The following is a 16,917-nucleotide window of genomic DNA, read 5'->3' as shown; positions in this document are numbered from 1 at the left end:
ATTGTGGCCACTCTTCCGGAATATTTCGACCATGAGCGCAAACCCGCGTCGGCTCGACCGCATCGACATCGGCATCCTGAACCAGCTGCAGCAGAACGCGCGCATCACGAACGCGGAGCTCGCGCGCGCGGTGAACCTGTCCGCCACGCCGTGCTTCAACCGCGTGCGCGCGCTGGAGAAGCTCGGGTTGTTCCGCCAGCAGGTCACGCTGCTCGATCCCGAGCCGCTCGGGCTGCGGATCAACGTGTTCATCCAGGTCAGCCTCGAGAAGCAGGTCGAGGATGCGCTGCAGCGTTTCGAGGAGGCGATCTCGCAGCGGCCCGAGGTGATGGAGTGTTACCTGATGTCGGGCGACGCCGACTATCTGCTGCGCGTCGTGATGCCCGACATGCGCACGCTGGAGCGCTTCATCATCGAGCGGCTGACGACGATTCCCGGCGTGTCGAACATCCGGTCGAGCTTCGCGCTGAAGCAGGTGCGCTACAAGACCGCGCTGCCGCTGCCGGCGGCCGGGCTGACGCTCGTCGATCAGGACGAGTCGGCGTCCGACTGGGGCTGAGCGCGGGGCCGCCGGTGCCCCGTCCGGTTTCAGGTTTCAGACGAAACGGCGACAACGCGCCGACGATTGCCCGACGCCGTCGAAAGGGGCGGACTGCCGCAGATCCGGTCGCTGCGCCTTGCCGCGCGGGGCGCCCGCGTCTTCACGACGCCGCGCGACACGATCGCGTATGCTCGTTCGGTCAGCGGCGAAGGCGGCTGCCGGAGCCGATTCAATCGTGTGACGACCGATCAACGAGCGAGGGCATGATGGCTAGACAGACGATGGCGGAATACCTGGCGAAGACGCTGGCGGCAGCGGGCGTCGAGCGCATCTGGGGCGTGACGGGAGACAGCCTGAACGGCTTGTCGTTCAGCCTGGGCCAGATCGGCTCGATCCGCTGGATGCATACGCGGCACGAGGAAAGCGCGGCGTTCGCCGCGGGCGCGGATGCCGCGTCGACCGGACGGCTCGCGGTGTGCGCGGGCAGCTGCGGCCCCGGCAACCTGCACCTGATCAACGGGCTGTACGACTGCCACCGCAATCACCAGCCGGTGCTCGCGATCGCAGCGCACATTCCGTCGACCGAGATCGGCCTCGGCTACTTCCAGGAAACCCATCCGCAGGACCTGTTCCGCGAATGCAGCCATTTCGCGGAACTCGTGACGAACGCGTCGCAGTTCCCGCGCGTGCTCGCGCGCGCGATGCGCACCGCGATCGAGGAGCGCGGCGTCGCGGTGATCGTGCTGCCGGGCGACATCGCGCTCGGCGACGGCCCGGAAGAAGCGCCCGCGTGGAGCGACTCGGCGCCGCCGTCGATCCTGCCGGCGGACGCCGATCTCGACCGGCTCGCGGCGCTGCTCAATGGGTCGGACGCGGTCACGCTGCTGTGCGGCAGCGGCACGCAGGGCGCGCACGACGAAGTGGTCGCGCTGGCCGACACGCTCGGCGCGCCGGTCGTGCATGCGCTGCGCGGCAAGCCGTTCGTCGAATGGGACAACCCGTTCGACGTCGGGATGACCGGGCTGATCGGCTTCAGCTCCGGCTATCACGCGATGGAATCGTGCGACACGCTGCTGATGCTCGGCACGGACTTCCCGTACCGGCCGTTCTATCCGACGAATGCGAAGGTCGCGCAGATCGACTGGAAGGGCTCGCAGCTCGGCCATCGCGCGCCGCTCGCGCTCGGGCTCGTCGGCACCGTGAAGGAAACGATCGCCGCGCTGCTGCCGCGCCTCACGCGCAAGACGCAGCGGCGCTTCCTCGAGAACGCGCTGAAGCACTACGCGGCCGCGCGCAAGGGCCTCGACGATCTCGCGGTGGCCGAGCCGCCGGGCCGCGCGATCCATCCGCAATACCTGACGAAGATCGTCGACGAAGTCGCGGCCGACGACGCGATCTTCACGGCCGACGTCGGCACGCCGACGCTGTGGGCCGCGCGCTACCTGACGATGAACGGCAAGCGCCAGCTGCACGGTTCGTTCAATCACGGCTCGATGGCGAACGCGATGCCGCAGGCGCTCGGCGCGCAGGGCGCGCACCCTGGGCGGCAGGTCGTGTCGCTGTCGGGCGACGGCGGGCTGTCGATGCTGCTCGGCGATCTTCTGACCGCGCGCCAGCTCGACCTGCCGATCAAGATCGTCGTCTACAACAACAGCTTGCTCGGCTTCGTGTCGATGGAGCTGAAGGCGGCCGGCTATCTCGACACGAACGTCGACCTGAGCCCGACCGACTTCGCGGCGATCGCGAAGGGCGCGGGGATCTTCAGCGTGCGCGTCGAGCATTCGGAGAACGTCGAGCACGCGCTGCGCACCGCATTCGCGCACGACGGGCCGGCGGTCGTCGACGTCGTGACGTCGAAGTACGAACTGGCGATGCCGCCGAAGATCGAGTTCGCGCATGCGAAGGGCTTCAGCCTGTTCATGCTGCGCGCGATCCTCAGCGGGCGCGGCGACGAGATCGTCGAGCTGGCGCGGACCAATCTGCGGTGAGGCGGTGAGGCGGCGCGAACCGTCGAGCGGCGAACCGTCGGCGATCGAGACGGCCCTGCGGCAGGTCACGATCGTCGGCGCGCGGTATCCCGCGCGGCTTCGGCGGCGCGTCGACCGCCGAGCGGGAAGCCGTCGACTGCACGGCCGGCAATGGTGGCGCAATCAGGGACAATCTTCACGTCGCCTTAAGTTTGCATTTCCTAGAATCGATGGAGCGCCGCGCGTGCGTGGCGGACCGATTTGTTCAGGAGGATGCACGTGAATGAGCCCCGTGGCGTCGTAGCCCTGTTACAGGCAGTCATTGGCACGCCGAAGCTGATAGCGCAACCGCGCAAGGTTGGCCGATGATCTGGCCGAATGCGTTGCGTGTCTCGGCACTGTTCGTGCGAGAGTGGGTCGGCCGCCCGGCCGCGGTGGGCGCGTTGTGCCCGAGTTCGCGGCATCTGGCGCGCGAGATGGCCGATGCGGTGCCGGACGGCGACGGGCTCGTCGTCGAGCTCGGCGGCGGCACCGGTGCGATCACCGCCGCGTTGCTCGAACGCGGCGTCGCGCCGGGGCGCCTCGTCGTGGTCGAGCGGGCGCCGGCGTTCGTGCAGCACCTGCGGCGGCGCTTTCCCGGGATTTCGATCGTATCGGGCGACGCGCGGCAGCTCGAGCGGCTGCTGCCGCCCGATGCGCGTGTCGACGCGATCGTGTCCTGCCTGCCGCTGCGCACGTTGCCGCGCGAGGCCGTGACGGCGATCGTCGGGCAGTGCGAGCGTGTGCTGTCGGTCGACGGCGTGATGATCCAGTTCACCTACGACCTGCGCGTGCCCGAGCGTCACCCGCTGCGCGATCCGGCATTCGTTGCCGATGCCAGCCGGATCGTGTGGGCAAATATTCCGCCCGCGCGCATCGTCACGATGCGCAGGGCCGCCATCGGACAGGTGGCGTGATGCCCGCATCCTGACACGCTTCCTTTCATCGACCCTGCGGAGGCCGTCGGTCGCGGCTCATGTTGCGGCGTCCGGCACGCGCGCCGCAGGCCGCGACGCGACCCGCCTGACGAAGCGGTCGAGCGGCGTCGCGTAGCCGCTTCATCACGCACGATCTCGACGACGCATCGCGGATCGGCGACCGGATCGCGATCCTGCGCGACGGCACGCCGGACGACATCCTGTCGCGTCCCGCGGACGATGATGTGCGGCGGTTCGTCGAGAAGCAGAGGAATGCGAATCGATCTGGCGGGAGCGGGCCAGCGAAGCACGGGGGCGTTTCGCCTGCGTTTTGAGCGGCAGCCTGCCGGTACCCGCACGCGGTTGCACCGCAGGCAGCCCGTGGGTCACGTGCGGCACACCTCGGCGGGATGTGCGTCGCCATTCCGCGGCGCTTGCCGTCAGGAATCCTCGTTCCGGCCGATAACCGGACTCGCGCGCGCCCGCGCTCGCCGCGGACAGGATCCGAGGAAAAAGCGCCGAATCATAGTCGAAACATTTCTAAATGGCGCTCCATGCGGGATTTTGATGCCTCATCGGAATGAATTCGGCGGGCGTCCTTGCCGGGCCTGCGTTTGCGATTGGGATTGAATATCCGGTGCTACGGGCATACCCGTATGGGCCGGCCGCGGCCGTTCAAAAGTGAAACATTCCGCGCTTGCAAGGTCCTTCTTCGGAAGATCGGACAAGCGTTTGAATACAGAGAGAAATCCATCCGCGGGTCGAGGGTGTCCCGGCCCCGTGCCGATCGACACGTTTCAGACCTGAAACATAAATCGCATGCCGTAATCGGGCGAGGCGGGTTATGTCGTGCAAAGCATCCAACCGGCTCCCTGTCGTCAGGCAGCTGGCTGGGATTGGCATCGCCGATGCGTGTTGTCCTCCGGATTGGTGCAGTTGGCCAAGCCGTTCCTCGTTACTTCAGGAGGATTTCATGCGCAAAACTCTATTGGCGTCTGCTGCGCTTCTCGCCTTGGGATGCAGCGGCTACGCAATGGCGAATCCATGCAGCAGCGATACCAGTTCGACATGCAGTCAGAAAGCCGATGACGGATCGAACACTCTCAGCAACGCAGTCAGCTCAACCCAGACCAGCTCCACCGGGTCCAATGCGAATGAAGTTTCGCCTGGCGCGAGTGTCTACCAGGATTCGTACAACAGCACCAAGATCGTCGCGATCAGCAAACTCGACGGGTACGTGAGCAATGTCCAGGTCTGGGGCATCGGCAACAACGCGACCAACTCGGGCAGCGCGGCCGGCGGAAGCGGCGGCAAGGGCGGCAACGGGTATGGCTACGGCGGCATCGGAGGTAATGGCGGAAGCGGCGGTGCAGGCGGCGCCGGCGGCAAAGGCGGCAGCGCGCATAACGGCAGCGCCACGGCGGGTAACGCCAGCAATGGCAGCGCGACGGCCGGCACCGGCAACGGCGGCGGCGGCGGAGCCGGCGGCTCGCCTGACGCCAGCGGCGGGGGCGGCGGCAATGCCACTGCGAGCGGCGGCTCCGGCTCCGGCACGGGCGGCGGCGCGATCGCGGCCTCGGTCGGCGTAGGCGGTTCCGGCAAGGGCAGCGGCACAGGCTGGGGCGGCGGCACCGGCACAGCCAATCCCGGCTCCGCGTGGGCCAGGAATCATGGCAGCGGAAGCGCGTCGGCATCGGCCGGCAGCGGCACCGGCACCGGCACGGGTACCGGCACCGGCTCGGGCAGTGGCTCAGGCGGCGCAGGGTCGGCGGGTACGTCGACCGCTTCGGGCGGATCGGGCGCAGGCATCGGCGGCGCGGGTGCGGCCGCGGGCGGCACCGGCGGCGCGGCGGCGGCCACGGCGGGCAACGGCGGTGCCGGTGGCGCGGGCACGGGCGGCGGCGCGACGAACGGCGGCGCGACGACGACGGCCAGCAATGGCGGCGCAACCGCGGGTAGCGGCGCGGTGGGCGCGATGGGCGGCGCGGGCGGTGCAGGCGGCACCGGCAACGGCGGTGTCGGTAACGGCGCGGTCGGCGGCGCGGGTGGCGCAGGCGGAGCCAATGCGGTCAACGCGGGGACGTTCAACATGTCCAACGCGATGGCGAGCGTCGGCCAGACCGCCGCGGGCATCATGGTCGCCAACCAGAACAGCGGCATGGCGTCGTTGGTTCAGCAGGCTGTGACCGTGCAGGCGAACCTGTCCGTAGGACGTTAGCCGGCCGGCCGGTCCTGGCGAGCCGGATGCATTGACGCGGGCGCAGGCGAGCCCGCGACTTGCGTTCCATCGCCGATGGACGGGACCGCCGGCGAGGGCGGGATGGCCGAACGGCCGTCTCGCTCTCGTTGGCGCAGGCCGGGCTGATTTCCGTCGATCGACGGTCACGCGGATTCCGCTCCCTGTGCGCCGGTTTCGGGCCGGCTCGCGCAGGGACCAAGGAGACAGCCATGCGAATCCGAACGGCACTTTTGCTGGTGATATTGCCTGCGGCGCTGCTGCCGGGCCTGACGGCCCATGCCACGGCTGACGGGTCGCGAACCGTTGCGGCGGAGGCCACCGCCGATGTTGCGCCGGCAGCCGCAGCTTCCCCACCCGCCGCGCGCGCGGATCACGCCGATCCGGCCGCGGCCGTCGCGCCCCCTGCGGCAGCCATACCCGCTGCGACCGACACCGCGACCGCTCAAGCGGGCAGCTTCGGTGTCGCGATGACGCCTGACCAGCTCGACGAGCATCGGGGCGGCGATGCGCTGATCGGCCAAAACTATCTGACCGGCGCGGTGACCGACAACGTGGCGAACCGCGTGTCGACCGGCTCGAATTCGATCGCCGACGGCTCGTTCGCCAATGCGAGCGGCCTGCCTACGGTCATCCAGAATACCGGCGCCAACGTGCTGATTCAGAACGCGACGGTGCTCAACGTGCGCTTCGGGAACTGAGCGATGAGACCGGTTGCCGCAGCATGCATCGCGGCGCTCGCTTACGCGCTGTCCGTCCCGGTTGCATGGGCGGACGAGATGACGGTCGTCGATCCGGCGGGCGCAGGCTATGCGATGCACGTCACGAGTCTCAAGGAGGCCCGCTTCAAGCGCACCGTCAAGCAGCAATTCGATTTCAGTTGCGGGTCGGCTGCCGTCGCGACGCTGCTGACTTATCAGTACGACTATCCGATGACCGAGCAGACCGCCTTCGCCCAGATGTGGGAGAACGGCAATCAGGAGAAGATTCGCCAGCAGGGCTTCTCGCTGCTCGACATCCGGCGGTTTCTCGACGCGCACGGCTTCGTCGCGGACGGCTTCGAGCTGCCGTTGCAGACGCTCGCCAGGACGCACACGCCGGCGATCGTGTTGATCACCGAGCACGGCTATCACCATTTCGTGGTCGTGAAGGGGCTGCGTGACGGGCGTGTGCTCGTCGGCGATCCTGCCACCGGCACGCGCCCGATGTCGCTGGCGAGCTTCGAGCAGAAGTGGGAAGACCATGTGATTTTCGTGATTCACAACCGGCCCGAGCTGGCGGTGTTCAACGACCCGCGTGACTGGCGCGTCGCGCCCAGCGCGCCGCTCTACACCGGTATCGCGCGCGACGGCCTGTACAACGTCGTAATGCCGAAGCACGGCCCGAACGACTTTTGAGGACCGTCATGAGATCCCAGACCAGGAACATCGCCGGCATCGCCGTGATGGTGTGCGGCGGGGTGACGTCCGTGAGTGCGGCGGCGATGCAGGACGACGCGCTGGCCGCGGCCGACGTGCCGGTCGCGCAGACGAGCGTCGTCGTCGAGGCATCCGCCGCGAACGCGGGCGCGGATGCGGCGCCTGCGGAGTCGCGGGCCGGCGAGGTGCCGATCCTGCGTGCCGCGCCGCTCGCGATGGCGGAGTGCGCGGCAGGGCCGCCGGTCGTGGAGCCGGGCGGCGCGCAGGAACGGAACTGGCCGGCAGCCGGCGCGATCGCGCTCAGCGACGCGCGCCTCGATGCGATGCGCGGCGGCTTCGATATGCCGAGCGGTCTGAAGGTTTCGTTCGGCGTGTCGCGTGTCGCGTTCGTGAACGGCAATCTGGTCACGACAACCAGCTTCAACATCCCGGACATCAGTCATATCACCGCGCAACAGGCGCAGGCGCTGGCGGCCGCGAACGCGGGCGCGCTGATCCAGGTCGGCGCCGGCAACGCCGCGCAGCCCGCCGCGCTGCCGGCGCTGACCGGCGCGGTAATCCAGAACACGTTGAACAACCAGCAGATCCAGGCGGTGACGACGATCAACACGACCGTCAACACACTGTCGACGTTCAAGAACCTGAACGTGATGTCGACGCTGAACAATGCGTTGATCGGCGTGTTGCCGGGGCGATGAAGGCTCGGTGAGCGACCGATGAATGGCAGATGAGCGCGCACTGGCGCGCCGGGGCCCGCGTGCGGCGCGCGGCCCGCCGCACGCGCACGCTTGCGATCAGAATGCAATCGGCACGCGCAGCGTCATGACCACGTCCGGCGTGTCGCGTGTGAGGCCGGCGCCGATCGAGAGATTCAGCGTGGTCTTCGGCGACAACCGGTACGAGTAACCGAGGAGCAGTGAGCCGAGGATCACGCGCACCGAACTGGGCACCGTCTGGCCGTTCTGTTTCGTCGGCAGTACGATGCTCTGGTCGTAGCCGAGGCTCACCGACGCTTTCTCGTTCAGCGCGAGGCCCATGCCGATATTGAAACCCCAGATGTCGCCGGGCTGTACCTTGCCGATGAAGTCCTTCTGTCCATCGCGAATCGTGAGGCTGAGATTGTCGCGGCTGAAGCTGTGCAGATAGCTCAGGTTGCCGAAGAACACCACCGGGTCGGACGGAAAGAGCCACGTGAGGCCAGGCTGGATCGCGTAGAAGCCGGAGCCCGTCGGCTGCTCGAGCGGCAGGCCCGTGCCGGTGGCATTGCCGACGCAGCGCGTGACGCAGTCGGTGACGACGTCGAACGGGCTCTTGCCGGTGGCGCTCTTGAAGCGCAGCCAGCCGATGTAATAGAACTTGTCGGGGCCGCCGGTATTGAACTGGTAGCGCAGCGTCATTTCGACGTCGCCGAGGCCCTTCCCGTGGCTGTTGAACGCGTTGTCCTGGGCGGTGCCGGTGAAGATCTCGCGGCTGATCGTGTCGTTCGTCGAGTACACATAGGGGACGCGGACTTCGACTTCCATCCGGTTGGTGATCCCGTAGCGCACCGCGACCGCGCCCGTCAGCGTGGTCGTCTTGACTTCCCGCACGTCGACCAGGCCGATCAGCAGCGCCGGGATGATCGTGTAGCCGACGAGGGCGACGCGGTTCGACGACGAATAGCTGAACTGGAACGACGGCTCGACGACGAACTTGTTCTTCGGCGTCAGCACGCCGGGCTGATCGAAGATCGGCGCAACAGGCGGCGGTGCGGTTTCCGCCACCGGCGCCTGGCCGACCGGCCGGCTCGGCGGCGCGGCGGACCCGGCCGACGATTGCACGTTGCCGGGGGCGTTGCCGGCCGCGCCGGGCGCGCCGCCCGGGGAGCCGGTATCGGCCTGCGTCGCCGCGTCGCCGGAGCCGCCGGCATCGCCGGTGCCCGCGCCGCGCCGGGCCGCGAGTTCGCGGTTGTCCAGCGCCCGGCTCAGGCGGGAGAGATTGGCTTCCGCGTCGGCCAGTTTGCGCTTGAGCGCACTCAGTTCCTGCAGATGGCGATCGACTTCCTGGCGCAGCGCGGAAATGTTCTCCTGCGTCGACTGGGCGTCCAGCGACTGCGCTTGCGCCTGGGCCTGAAAGAGCAGCACGCTTGCATAGCTGATGGCATGGATGCAGCGAAATGGCATGCGCTTCACGGTGCGTCTCCACGATCGGGCCTGCGGTTCCCCGGTGCACACCGACGGCTGGCCGGCGCGCGTGTTGCCCCGGATCGCCTCGCGTCACATCGCACGCGAGCCAGAGGATGTTTCTCCGGCGGCAACGACATGCGTGATCGAACGCAATGAAACTTCGGCAGCGAGGCCGCGCGCCGACACTCGATTGTCAATGTGCACGACGTCATGTCCCGCCGGCCGAACGACGCGGGGGCAGACCTCACGAGGCTAGTGCAGGCGGGCATCGAAAGCCAACCAGACAAACCCTTGCCCGCGTACGGTGGACGACGGACGTCACGGTTCTCCCTGTTTCACGGGGGCTTGCGTCAAAACCGAATGCACGTTTCGAGCCCGTGCGCGCAGGCTGCGCGGCGGATTCATGGCAGTGTTTTCCCGTGTTCCGGCGGGCGTTGTTCCGATCAGGCGATGCAGGGGGGCGACCGCCGTTGCCGGAGAGGCGATCGCGCGGAAGTCGCGCGTTCCCTTCCATCCGTGCGGCGCGTCGGTTGCGCGGGAAACGATTCGACGCGAGCGCGATCGTGCCGCGGCTCGTCGGCCGGCACGGGTTGAACGCGATCAGGTATCGGGAATACGGCTCGGGCTTGATGCCCGCGCGATACGTCGCGCTCGTCGTGCGGCATGGGCGGTGCCTGACGTCGAGGTGGCACGCAGCGTACCGGCGAATCGTGGGCGGTTGTCCTGTCAGCGTTGACCGGGCACACGCACGACCTGCGCCGAATCACGTTGCCTCGCGTCGTCGCGGCGCGAAACAAAAAACCCGCCGGCAGGCTGGTGCTTGCGGGCGGGCGAAGACACCTCGGGCCGAGCGGCGCGGGTGTCGCGTGAAGAACGGAGAACCGGGTTGCGTCAGAACTTGTGGCGCAGCGCGAGACGCACGGCCACCTGGTTCGACGTCGACGACGGCGCGTCGGTGCCGGGGATGAACGCGTTGTCGAGGATCGAGTTCGTCTTGTCGCCGGCGATGTGCTGGTACGCGGCCTGCACGTACACGTCGGTGCGCTTCGACAGGTTGTAGTCGGCCATCAGTCCGACCGAGTGGATCTTCGGCTTCGCGTCGCCGGTCGATGCGTCGTACTTCTCGAGCGACAACACGTACTGCGCGCCGACCATGAACGCCGGCGTGATCTGGTACGAACCGTTCACCTCGAAGTTCTGGTACTTGATCGCGCTGACGGTCGCACCCGGTGCGATGATCGCGCCCGGCGTGCCGAGGTAGCCATTGCCGGTCGGGTTCTTGTAGTTCGAGTTCGTGTACGCGAAGCCGACCGTCGCGGGTCCGAACGTGTAGTTGATGCCCGCGCCGAACACGCGCATGCGCTCGGCGATGTAGCTCGCGTCGTTCGCGGTGATCGCACCGGCCGAGCCGTCGCCCGGACGGTTCGCCTGCAGGTAGGCGGCGCCGATCAGCAGGCCGTTGTTCTGGTATTGCGCGCCGAAGCTGTACGCGCGGTTGTCCGAGAAGTTCGTGCTGTTGCTGAAGCTGTATGCACCGCCGAACTGGAAGCCGCCGAAGTTCGGGCTCGCGTACTTCACCGTGTTGTCGAGGCGGAACGAGTTGTCGGTGTTGTCGTTGTCGAACGGGTGCGCGAGCAGGTAGCCGCCCCAGTTGCCGTTGGCTGTGGTCGGCGCGAGATAGTCGACGACGGAGTCGTACTGGCGGCCGAACGTCAGCGTGCCGTACTGCGTCTGGCTCAGGCCGACGTATGCCTGGCGGCCGAACATGCGGCCGCCCTGGTTGAGCCGGCCGGTGTTCACGTCGAAGCCGTTCTCGAGCTGGAAGATCGCCTTCATGCCGCCGCCGAGATCCTCGCTGCCCTTCAGGCCCCAGCGGCTGCCTTGCGCGTAGCCGCTCGCCATCTCGTAGACGTGGCCGGTGCCGACGTTGTTCGTGTAGTTCAGGCCTTCGTCGATCACGCCGTACAGCGTGACGCTGCTTTGCGCGAACGCGGGGGCTGCGAAGGTTGCCGTTACGGCGAGCGCCGTCAGGGTCTTTTTCATTGAGAGATCTCCGGGATATCCAGCTTCTTGTATCGGTTGTCGTGAGCGCGTCCGGCGAGGCGCGCCCCGTCATCCGGGGCGACCCGGCGCAGCGCGCGCGGCGCCGGAAGCGCGCGATGCGCGGCGGCGCGGCGATCGGCTGGGTCGGGTCGTGTCTCCTCCGATGACACCGCGCATTCTTCCCAAGCCGAAACGGATTCGAAAGCGAGTAATTTCGATGGATGGGATCGGGTTCGCCAATGGGGCGCGGCGGGTCGCTTCGACGGTCGAAACGGTGTGTGCGGCGCCGCGCTTCAATGTGGGGCGAGCGGTGCCCGAACAAGGCTCGACGCAGCCCGTTCCGGGCCGTGCGCGGGCCCGGTGAATCGGCTGAGAGGCCCGTCCGGCGGGCCACGCGAGGCACTCGACGATCGATTGGCGCTGCCGATTGCAATGATCGGAATTACTCGTTTCCCTAAACATATTGGTGGCTCGACCATGCAGCCTGACCGGACGTGGCTGGCTTCGCGATTTGCCGGTCGCCGCGCATGCCGCGACGCACAAACAACAGATTCGATTTGGAGACGACCCACCATGCAGATTCGACGACTGAAAACGGTCCTTCTCGCCGCCGCGGCGATCCTGTCCGCGCCCGCGGCCCATGCGGCCGGCGGCGCGTGCGCCGACGGCAAGACGGTCCATTTCGCGGGCATCACGTGGGAGAGCGGGTCGTTCGCGACCGAAGTGCTGCGGCAGATCATGGAGAAGGGCTACGGCTGCAAGACGGACGTCGTGCCGGGCAGCACGGCCGCCACCGAAACGGCGCTCGCGCGCAACGACCTGCAGATCTGGGCCGAGCAGTGGACGGGCCGCAGCGAGATCACCGCGAAGGCCGTTTCGTCGGGCGCCGTGAAGCTGATCGGCGACACGCTGCCGGGCGGCACGACCGAAGGCTGGTTCGTGCCCGACTACGTGGTGAAGGGCGATCCGGCGCGCAACATCAAGCCGGTCGCGCCCGGGCTCGTGTCGGTCGACGATCTGCCGAAGTTCAAGCAAGTGTTCGCCGACGAGGAGGAACCGGACAAGGGCCGCTTCCTGAACTGCCCGACGGGCTGGGACTGCGAGCGCGTGAACACGCGCCTGCTGAAGGTGCTCAAGCTCGACCAGTCGTACACGAACTTCCACCCGGGCACCGGTGCGGCGCTCGACGCGGCGATCGCGTCCGCGTACCAGCGCGGCGCGCCGATCGTGTTCTATTACTGGGGCCCGGCCGCGCTGATGGCGAAATACAAGTTCACGGCGCTGAAGATGCCGGCCTATAACGAAGCATGCTGGAAGACGTTGCGCGACGAGAGCAGCACGCACCAGTGCGCGTCGTCGTACATGGTGTCGCGGCTGACGGTCGGCGTGTCGAAGCCGTTCGCCGATGCGAATCCCGATCTCGTCGGCGTATTCGGCAAGGTGCGTTTCCCGATGGACTTCCTGAACCAGACGATCCTCGAGATGACGACGAGGAAGATCGACGGCGCGGCGATGGCCACGCAGTTCCTGAAGACCCGCCAGGACATGTGGAAGCAGTGGGTGCCGGCCGACGTCGCGCAGAAGATCGCCGGCAGCCTGAAGGGCGCGTAACCTGCGCGCGGCGGCGGGCCCGCGCCCGCCGCCGCCGTCACGCGCCTTCGCGGCGCGACGGAGAATCAACATGAACGGCTTCTTTCTGCACCTGTCGATCGCCGACTGGGTGAACAGCGCGCTCGAGACGTTCGTAGCGCAATACGGCGACAGCTTCCATCACTTCAGCGCGCTCGTGTTGCGCTACCTGCTCGTACCGCTCGAAGGCGCGCTGCGCGTCGCGCCGCCGTGGCTCGTGCTGCTGGTCGTCGGCGCGATCGCGTGGAACGCGACGCGCCGCATCGGCCTCGGCGCGCTCTTCATGCTGCTGCTCTACGCGATCGGCTGCTTCGGCCTGTGGGACAAGCTGATGCAGACGCTCGCGCTGATGCTCGTCGCGACGGTGCTGTCGGTTGCGATCGGCGTGCCGGCCGGGATCCTCGCGTCGCGCAGCGCATGGCTGCGCCGGATGCTGCTGCCCGTGCTCGACGTGATGCAGACGCTGCCGAGCTTCGTGTACCTGATCCCGGTGCTGATGCTGTTCGGCCTCGGCAAGGTGCCCGCGATCCTCGCGACGATCATCTACGCGCTGCCGCCGCTGATCCGCCTGACCGATCTCGGCATCCGCCAGGTCGATCCGGACGTGACGGAAGCCGCGCGTGCGTTCGGCACGACGCGCTGGCAATTGCTCGTCAACGTGCAGCTGCCGCTCGCGCGGCCGAGCATCATGGCCGGCATCAACCAGACGACGATGATGGCGCTGTCGATGGTCGTGATCGCGTCGATGATCGGCTCGCGCGGGCTCGGCGAGGACGTGCTCGCGGGCATCCAGACGCTCGACGTCGGCAAGGGCACGCAGGCCGGCCTCGCGATCGTGATCCTCGCGATCGTGATCGACCGGATCAGCCAGGGCTTCGGCCAGGAGCGGCGCGCGCGCCGCCGGCTCGCACAGCAGCGCCGGCAGAAGGGCGCGTCGCGCGTGCCGTACCGGCTGCCGCGCAAGGCGGAGTCGGCGGGCGTCGATTCGAATCAGGCGACGCAATCGTCGCGCGCATAGGAACGGAGGCAGACATGGCGACCATCGACGTCAAACACGTGTACAAGCTGTTCGGGCCGCAGGCCACGCATGCGCGCGTGCTCGACCTGCTGCGCTCGGGCAAGCGCAAGGCCGACGTGCTGGCCGAAACGGGCTGCAACGTCGGGCTCAACGACGTGAGCCTCGGCATCGAGTCGGGCGAGATTTTCGTGATCATGGGGCTGTCGGGTTCCGGGAAATCGACGCTCGTGCGGCACTTCAACCGGCTGATCGAGCCGACGGCCGGCGAGATCGTGATCGACGGCAGCGACGTGATCAAGCTCGACGCGCACGGCCTGCGCGAGCTGCGCCGCTTCAAGGTCAGCATGGTGTTCCAGAACTTCGGGCTGCTGCCGCACCAGACCGTGCTCGACAACGCCGCGTATGCGCTGCGCACGCGCGGCGAGAAGCGCCACGACGCGGCCGAGGCCGCGCGCAACTGGCTGACGAAGGTCGGGCTCGACGGCTACGGCGATCATTATCCGGACGAGCTGTCGGGCGGGATGCGGCAGCGTGTCGGGCTGGCGCGCGCGCTGGCGGCCGATACCGACGTGCTGCTGATGGACGAGGCGTTCTCCGCGCTCGATCCGCTGATCCGCACCGAGATGCAGGATCAGCTGCTCGAACTGCAGGCGACGCTGTCGAAGACGATCGTGTTCATCACGCACGATCTCGACGAGGCGCTGCGCATCGGCGACCGGATCGCGATCCTGCGCGACGGCACGCTCGTGCAGGTCGGCACGCCGGACGACATCCTGTCGCGTCCGGCGGACGATTACGTGAAGCGGTTCGTCGAGAAGCGCACGAGCGTGAACTGACGTGCCGTGCCCGGTCAGGCCGCGCGGTGCGCGGCCGTCGTCAGCACGATCTTGCCGACGTGCACACCGGAGTCGATCAGCACGTGCGCGCCGCGCGCGTCGTCGAGCGGGAAGGTGCGGAACACCTGCGGCCTGACCGTGCCGGCTGCGACGTGCGGCCACAGGTGCCGTTCGAGTTCGGCGATGAGCGCGCCCTTCTCCTCCGGCGTGCGCGAGCGCAGCGTCGAACCGATGTGCGTGAGGCGCTTGGTCATCATCGGCCACACGTCGAGTTCCTTCGCCGGCCCGTTCAGCGCGCTGACCTGCAGGATCCGCCCGTTCATCGCCGCGGCCCGGTAATTGCGCGCGACGTAGTCGCCCGCGATGATGTCGAGGATCACGTCCACGCCCTTGCCGGCGGTGATCCTGTCGACTTCGGCGACGAAATCTTCTTCCCGGTAATGCACCGCGTGATCCGCGCCGAGCCGCAGGCTCGCGGTGCGATGCGCTTCCGAGCCGACCGTCGTGATGATGGTCGACGCGCCCATCGCCTTCGCGATCATCGTCGCGGTGGTGCCGATGCCCGACGCGCCGCCGTGGATCAGCACCGATTCGCCCGCCTGCAGCCGCCCGCGCTGGATCAGGTTCAGCCAGACCGTCAGGAACGTTTCCGGCAGCGCCGCGGCTTCGATCATGTCGAGGCCGGGCGGCAGCTTCATCGTCGTGAGGCGATGGGCGACCGCGTATTCCGCATAACCACCGCCCGTCACCAGCGCGCTGACCCGGTCGCCCGGCGCGAAGCCGTGCACGGCTGCGCCGGTCGCGACGACTTCGCCCGCGATTTCCAGGCCCGGGATGTCGGATGCGCCGGGCGGCGGGTTGTAGTGCCCCTTGCGTTGCAGCACGTCCGGGCCGTTCACGCCGGCGGCGTGAACCCGGATCAGCACTTCGTCGGCCTTCGGCCGCGGCACGGGGCGACGTGCGCTCGCCAGGACTTCGGGGCCGCCGGGGCGGGTGATTTCGACTGCCGCCATGTCGGCGGGAACGGGGGAGAGCGTATCGGACATGTTTGCCTCGAAAAGACTGGTGAGTGGTCGGTGAAAAAAGTATAGGCTTGGGCCTTGATGAATTCGCGCAGCGATTTTCACGACCACAGATGCAAATTTGCATCACACCGGAGAAACCGCTTGAACTGGGACGACGCACGCATTTTTCTCGCGATCCACCGCGAACGCAGCCTGCGCGGCGCCGCGCGGGCGGTCGGGCTCGACCAGGCGACGGTCGGCAGGCGGCTCGCGGCGCTCGAGCGCGCGCTCGGCGCGACGCTGTTCCTGCGCACGTCGGCCGGGTACGTGCCGACCGCGGTGGGCGAGGTCGCGCTGCGCAACGTGGAGAAGATGGAGCAATCGGCGATCGACCTGGTGCGGCAGACCCAGGGCGTCGACCGGCGTCTTGCCGGCGACGTGCGCGTGACGACGACCGATACGATCGGGCTCGAATTCGTGATGCGCGCGATGCGCGACCTGCACGACGAGCATCCGGACGTGCGCGTGCTGCTCAACACGTCGACGCAGGTGGAGAACCTGGCCAAGCGCGAGGCGGACATCGCGATCCGCACGATCAAGCCCGACAATCCCGATCTGCTCACGCGCCGGCTCGCCGCGTGGCCGACGGGGTTGTACGCGTCGGAGGAATACCTGGAGCGGCATGGCGAACCGGTGCCCGGCACCGGCTTCGAAGGGCATGAGCTCGTGTGCTTCCTGCCGCACCTGAATGCACGCGGCCCGCTCACGGTGGTCGGCGAGCCGGTGCGCGCGGGGCGGATCGTGTCGGGGCTGAATTCGAATCTGATGTTGCGCGCGGCGGCGCGCGCCGGGCTCGGGCTCGCCGAGCTCCCGGTGCCGATCGCGGAGCGCGACGCGCTGGTGCGCGTGTGGCCGGCGCGTACGTCCGCGCGTCCTTACGAAGTCTGGATGGTGACGCACAAGGACTTGCGGCATACCGCACGGATGAGCGCGATGATCGATCACATCGTGCGGGTGTTCGACGAGGTGGGCGTGCGGAGCGGGGCGCGGGACTGGAGGTGAATTGAAGTACGAGATGCGGTTCACTGCAGTGTGTCGACGATC

The 16,917-nt window shown here is 67.9% G+C and carries 14 protein-coding genes and 1 pseudogene; 12 read left to right on the top strand and 3 right to left on the bottom strand.

Annotated elements, in window-relative coordinates; all coding sequences use genetic code 11:
- The first annotated feature begins 31 nt into the window (after window positions 1–31).
- From DIE02_RS15030 to DIE02_RS14995, 8 genes and pseudogenes are all read left to right on the top strand, one after another.
- Window positions 32–559: an Lrp/AsnC family transcriptional regulator gene (locus DIE02_RS15030; RefSeq protein ID WP_124529282.1), complete on the top strand. Its 528-nt coding sequence runs from the start codon at window positions 32–34 to the stop codon at window positions 557–559.
- Between the two features lie 248 nt (window positions 560–807).
- Window positions 808–2,529: a ubiquinone-dependent pyruvate dehydrogenase gene (gene poxB, locus DIE02_RS15025; protein WP_124529404.1), complete on the top strand. Its 1,722-nt coding sequence runs from the start codon at window positions 808–810 to the stop codon at window positions 2,527–2,529.
- Window positions 2,530–2,873: 344 nt separating this feature from the next.
- Window positions 2,874–3,464 (top strand): class I SAM-dependent methyltransferase, encoded by a 591-nt coding sequence (locus tag DIE02_RS15020; RefSeq protein WP_124529280.1) that lies wholly within the window; start codon window positions 2,874–2,876, stop codon window positions 3,462–3,464.
- 140 nt (window positions 3,465–3,604) lie between these two features.
- A pseudogene (locus DIE02_RS35985) lies at window positions 3,605–3,724 on the top strand (glycine betaine/L-proline ABC transporter ATP-binding protein); the annotation flags it as partial.
- A 713-nt stretch (window positions 3,725–4,437) separates the two neighbouring features.
- Window positions 4,438–5,682 (top strand): hypothetical protein, encoded by a 1,245-nt coding sequence (locus DIE02_RS15010; protein ID WP_124487052.1) that lies wholly within the window; start codon window positions 4,438–4,440, stop codon window positions 5,680–5,682.
- Between the two features lie 230 nt (window positions 5,683–5,912).
- Window positions 5,913–6,401, top strand: a complete 489-nt coding sequence (locus DIE02_RS35980) for a hypothetical protein (RefSeq protein WP_124520865.1) — start codon at window positions 5,913–5,915, stop codon at window positions 6,399–6,401.
- 3 nt (window positions 6,402–6,404) lie between these two features.
- Entirely contained in the window at window positions 6,405–7,097 is a 693-nt protein-coding gene (locus DIE02_RS15000; RefSeq protein WP_124487050.1) for a C39 family peptidase, read from the top strand.
- 8 nt (window positions 7,098–7,105) lie between these two features.
- The gene (locus DIE02_RS14995) at window positions 7,106–7,816 is read left to right on the top strand and encodes a hypothetical protein (protein WP_124529278.1); all 711 of its coding nucleotides are present in this window, start codon (window positions 7,106–7,108) and stop codon (window positions 7,814–7,816) included.
- 96 nt (window positions 7,817–7,912) lie between these two features.
- On the opposite strand, the gene DIE02_RS14990 is transcribed toward DIE02_RS14995, so the two are convergent.
- Together DIE02_RS14990 and DIE02_RS14985 are read right to left on the bottom strand one after the other, a co-directional pair.
- Complete coding sequence (locus DIE02_RS14990) at window positions 7,913–9,289, bottom strand: acetate kinase (RefSeq protein WP_124529276.1); 1,377 nt, start codon at window positions 9,287–9,289, stop codon at window positions 7,913–7,915.
- An 885-nt stretch (window positions 9,290–10,174) separates the two neighbouring features.
- Window positions 10,175–11,326 carry a porin gene (locus DIE02_RS14985; RefSeq protein WP_124487047.1) on the bottom strand — a complete coding sequence of 384 codons (1,152 nt, stop codon included), beginning with the start codon at window positions 11,324–11,326 and terminating at the stop codon, window positions 10,175–10,177.
- A gap of 573 nt (window positions 11,327–11,899) precedes the next feature.
- On the opposite strand from DIE02_RS14985, the gene DIE02_RS14980 reads away from it, so the two are divergent.
- The 3 genes from DIE02_RS14980 to DIE02_RS14970 all read left to right on the top strand — a co-directional run bounded on the left by DIE02_RS14980 (window position 11,900) and on the right by DIE02_RS14970 (window position 14,809).
- Window positions 11,900–12,937 (top strand): ABC transporter substrate-binding protein, encoded by a 1,038-nt coding sequence (locus DIE02_RS14980; protein WP_124487046.1) that lies wholly within the window; start codon window positions 11,900–11,902, stop codon window positions 12,935–12,937.
- A 70-nt stretch (window positions 12,938–13,007) separates the two neighbouring features.
- Window positions 13,008–13,973 (top strand): proline/glycine betaine ABC transporter permease, encoded by a 966-nt coding sequence (locus tag DIE02_RS14975; protein ID WP_044848041.1) that lies wholly within the window; start codon window positions 13,008–13,010, stop codon window positions 13,971–13,973.
- Between the two features lie 14 nt (window positions 13,974–13,987).
- On the top strand, window positions 13,988–14,809 hold the full coding sequence (locus tag DIE02_RS14970; protein ID WP_124529274.1) for a glycine betaine/L-proline ABC transporter ATP-binding protein: 822 nt from the start codon (window positions 13,988–13,990) through the stop codon (window positions 14,807–14,809).
- Window positions 14,810–14,823: 14 nt separating this feature from the next.
- On the opposite strand, the gene DIE02_RS14965 is transcribed toward DIE02_RS14970, so the two are convergent.
- The gene (locus DIE02_RS14965; protein WP_124529272.1) at window positions 14,824–15,855 is read right to left on the bottom strand and encodes an NAD(P)H-quinone oxidoreductase; all 1,032 of its coding nucleotides are present in this window, start codon (window positions 15,853–15,855) and stop codon (window positions 14,824–14,826) included.
- 120 nt (window positions 15,856–15,975) lie between these two features.
- Between DIE02_RS14965 and DIE02_RS14960 the strand changes: the two genes are divergently transcribed.
- Window positions 15,976–16,875, top strand: coding sequence for a LysR family transcriptional regulator (locus DIE02_RS14960; protein WP_124520853.1), 900 nt, complete (start codon window positions 15,976–15,978; stop codon window positions 16,873–16,875).
- Window positions 16,876–16,917: the final 42 nt, after the last annotated feature.

It is taken from the genome of Burkholderia sp. Bp8991 (genome assembly GCF_003853795.1).
Classification (GTDB): domain Bacteria; phylum Pseudomonadota; class Gammaproteobacteria; order Burkholderiales; family Burkholderiaceae; genus Burkholderia.
The sequence above is the reverse complement of the archived record's forward strand: the minus strand, read 5'-3'. Positions and strand labels throughout refer to the sequence as shown.